This window comes from Sphingobium sp. PNB (assembly GCF_019873065.1).
Lineage (GTDB): Bacteria > Pseudomonadota > Alphaproteobacteria > Sphingomonadales > Sphingomonadaceae > Sphingobium > Sphingobium fuliginis.
On record NZ_JAINEZ010000171.1, the window covers coordinates 1 to 3,810 of the forward strand.

General features: G+C 55.2%; 3 protein-coding genes. All 3 read right to left on the reverse strand.

Features of this window, described 5'->3' with window-relative positions:
• Positions 1-89: 89 nt before the first annotated feature.
• The 3 genes from K7W03_RS26810 to K7W03_RS26820 are packed head-to-tail and all read right to left on the reverse strand — an operon-like array spanning position 90 to position 3,678.
• Positions 90-1,094 (reverse strand): tyrosine-type recombinase/integrase, encoded by a 1,005-nt coding sequence (locus K7W03_RS26810; protein ID WP_048578765.1) that lies wholly within the window; start codon positions 1,092-1,094, stop codon positions 90-92.
• On the reverse strand, positions 1,091-2,449 hold the full coding sequence (locus K7W03_RS26815; protein ID WP_048578766.1) for a tyrosine-type recombinase/integrase: 1,359 nt from the start codon (positions 2,447-2,449) through the stop codon (positions 1,091-1,093). The genes K7W03_RS26810 and K7W03_RS26815 overlap by 4 nt, the downstream gene beginning before the upstream one ends.
• Positions 2,446-3,678, reverse strand: a complete 1,233-nt coding sequence (locus K7W03_RS26820; protein ID WP_048578767.1) for a site-specific integrase — start codon at positions 3,676-3,678, stop codon at positions 2,446-2,448. The genes K7W03_RS26815 and K7W03_RS26820 overlap by 4 nt, the downstream gene beginning before the upstream one ends.
• Between the last annotated feature and the right edge of the window lie 132 nt (positions 3,679-3,810).

Below are 3,810 nucleotides of genomic sequence, written 5' to 3' on the forward strand. Positions count from 1 at the left end.
TGCATATTATCGCGAGGTTGTAATAATGCGAAGGAGCGCGGGACATAAGTGCAAAACCGCCATATTTTGCCACGCTCCTTCGCATTAATTTACAGGGTGTCCAGCCACTCCATCAAACTGGCCTCTCGTTTCCACGAAGGAGTAGCGGTGCCTGTTACTGGAACGCCAACCCGCTCCAGCGCCTTGCGCTTCGTTTCCAAATCGGCCTGGGCGTAGTGGTTAGTCGTGTCGAGGCTGACGTGGCCAAGCCAACTGCGGATGACAGTGATATCGACCCCGGCAGCAACAAGATGAACTGCCGTCGCGTGCCGAAAACTGTGCGGGGTTATATGCTTCGATCGCAGGGTCGGTACGGTTTTCGCTGCTTCCTTCACATAGGCGGCGAGCTTGAACCGCACCCCTGAGGCGCCCAAGGGCTCGCCATAGCGGTTGACGAAGATACGTTCATGGGGCGCTCGAGGCTGCCTTGCCAGCAGCGTTTCGAGCAGCATGACCGTTTCCGGCCAAAGCGGGCAGATGCGTTCCTTCTGGCCCTTCCCATAGAGCCGCACGAAATTAGGGGCGTCCAACCGGATTGCGTCTGGGCATAGGTCCAGCGCCTCCTGGATACGCGCTCCCGTGTTATAAAGAAACGAAAGCAGCACATGGTCGCGAAGCCCCGCGAGAGTTGACCGGTCAGGCTGTGCAAGAATGGCCTCGACCTCGTTAGGTTCGAGGTAGAACGGGGCAGAGGTGGGTTCCCGTTTCACCGGCACCGCAAGAACTTCCGCACAATGAACAATCAACTCGGGGTCCTTGCCCGATACGAAGCTGAAAAAGCTACGGATTGCGGAGAGCCGGCAATTGCGTGTGCCGATCGTGCCTTTGCGTTCATTCTCGGCATGATTGAGAAACGCCCGCACCTCGCTGGCTGAAATATCAGCCAAGGTCAGCCGCGCGACCACGCTCTTCTTTCGTTCTGCAACGAATCGGAGCAACAGCCTCCAGGTATCCCGATAAGACCGGATCGTGTGGATCGATGCGTTGCGTTGCTCAGCCAGCCACTCCTGGAAGAACGCTCGCAACAACGTCGGAAAGGGATCGCCCTTTTTCATGACGCCACCTCCAGGTTAAGGCATCGGATGCCAATGGCGCGGAAGCGCTCGTTCGCTTCGTGCAGGAGATCGCGCGTGACGGTTATGTAGACCAGCGTGGAATTGATGTCGCGGTGGCCCATATAGGTGGAAAGGAAGCGCAGCCTTTCCTGAGGATTTACGCCGGTTCTGTACCATTCGAGAATCCGGTTCACGACCATTGAGTGCCGAAGATCATGAACGCGTGGCCCCGCCCTCCCAGAAAGAGGTTTAAGCCCGGCTTGGCGCATGACTTCGGTGATCATTTTGGAGACCATATACGAGCTGTGGCGGCCACTCGGATGATCATGCCAGAACAGCGCAGACTGCGGATCTTGCGAGGCGCCGGCGCCTCGTCTCGCGTCGACAAAAGCGCCCAGCTCGCTCAAGGCGCTGTCGGACAAAGGTAGAATTCTGGTCTTGTAGAACTTCGTGTCCCGGATCGTGATCGTCCCGGAATTGAAGTCCACGTCGCCGAGATTCAGCCTGGCAATCTCCCCGCGGCGCAATCCAGCACAATAGGCCAGAATTATCATGTGCCGCGCACATAGCGGACGGTAGGAAAACGTCCGCGTCGAGTAGGAGCGTGACACGTCGAGCATCAACCGTACGTCACCAGGGCTGAGAATATGAGGTTTCCGATAAATCCGCGCGACCTGTTGCCCAACTCGCGGATCGCACGGTCTTGGGAGCATCTTTGCATCGATGCGATATCGGGCCTTGGTGAGCATCCGCTCCGCTTTTTGGCATTGTGCAGCGTGATGCGGTGTGCGCTTGGCGGCCGCCCATGCGGCTACCATCTTCTCAATACTCTCTCCCGCCAAATGCGGACTAGCCTGAAGAAAGCGATCAAATCTGAGCAGAAGGTCCGCCTCTGTCGTGTATTTGTAACCACGATTGCGCATCAGCGTCACATGGTTCTGCATAAAATCGCCCAAGAAGCTCCCGAAGGGAGCCGGCCGACGAAGCGCCACGAGGGCATCATCCGGATTTGGAGACGCAATAGCCCGCCACACTGGTCTATTGCCCCTTGCACCATGTTTTAACCGAAGGTCAGCAATGGGATTTTTGTCAATCAGGCCACGTTTAAGCAGATAATCGATGAAGTCGTCGACGATATGTATTTCCTGTACCTGGGACGACTTCGGCCAAAAGTTTACCTTACGCTCCCTCATCCATTCGGAGAGCATCTCGCGGCTTAACGCCTGATGCCTTTGAGATACTCGCTCAAAGCTGCGGATAACGGACCGATAAGCTCTGAAGCGCTTCTCCGTCAATTTGCGCGTCTTCAGAAATTCCTCGGCCACTGTATCGTCGGTATCCAGCCACGCGCTCATGACCGCACCCCCGATCCCGGTACTTCAAGCGCCACCCCCCTGAGATCCTCAGTCGCAAGCTTGAGGTAGGTATTTGAGGATTCGACCGACCGATGCCCAAGCAGATCCCCAATGATCTTTTGCGGAACCGAAGCGCGAAGCAACTCGGTCGCGCGCGCGTGCCGAAAGACATGCGGCCCTCGCCTGCCGGGCAGATGGACGCCTGCCGCCGCCAATCGCCTCGACGCCACGTTGTAAACAGTCGTCATCGGGGTGTAGGGCGCCAACGCCAGAACAAATATATTGCGTGATTCTACTTGCGGGCGTCCATGCCGCAGATATTCGATTAAAGCCTCTCCGACCGCATCGGATAGTGGGAGAATAGAAAATGTTCCTGTTTTCCGGTGGCTAACGCGCAATGTCGCCGCTCGCCAATCCAAGTCATCTATTGAGATTCTAACAATTTCACGATCCCTGAGCCCATATGTGGCCAGGATTTGGAGTATGGCATAATCGCGCAAACCCCGGGGCGACTTGTCCTTCGCAGTTTCTTCCAGGACGGCCCTGATCTGGGTGCTATCGATTATCGAAGGTACGCCCTCATAGGCATAGATGCTCGGCCCGATGACAAGGGGAGCAAGATCGGTCAAAACAAGCCTTGCTTGATACAGGTATCGGAGCAACGAGCGGAGCCGCGCCGCAATTCCTGAAATCGATTTACGGCTCATATTGGAGCTACGCATGTCCATATATGCGTCTATGTCACTTACACTCAACGATAAGACGCTATTATCCGACCCCCGGTCCAATTGCCATTTAAGGAAGGTTCTTGCTTCCCACATATTTCCTCGAACGGTTTGATCGGTAAATCCTCGTTCGTCTTCCATCCATCTTCTGTAGCCATTAGCTAAATCACCGTGCAGCTTGGCGGACTCCTCCGCAACTTCTGACTGCGGCGGCCATTGCCCCTGTGCAAGGCTGAGGATTTTACAAATCGCTGTTCGGGGAAGCCTATCCCATCGTGGCGAAGGATACCGACCATATTTGGCTTCGAAGCACTCAGTCGCATACCGAATATACTGATCGACATGTGACGGGGTCACAACCTCAATCGGCAGATCAATCTCCGAAAGATAAATCAGAAATTCGGACGCGTAGAGAACATTGTTCTGGGCAGCCACTGGATTGTAGCGCTTCTCGGTCAAAGATCTGGACAGGTCAGCGATCAGCTCATCATGGATATTCAGCACGTTTGTCTCCTCGGTCGTTTCAGACACCGGAGACGTTCGCAACAAAAATAATGCGCAGCAACGCGGTTAGAAAACGGCGTAATTCTCGTGCATAGCTGACTTCCTTCGCATTATTCCAACCTCGCGATAATA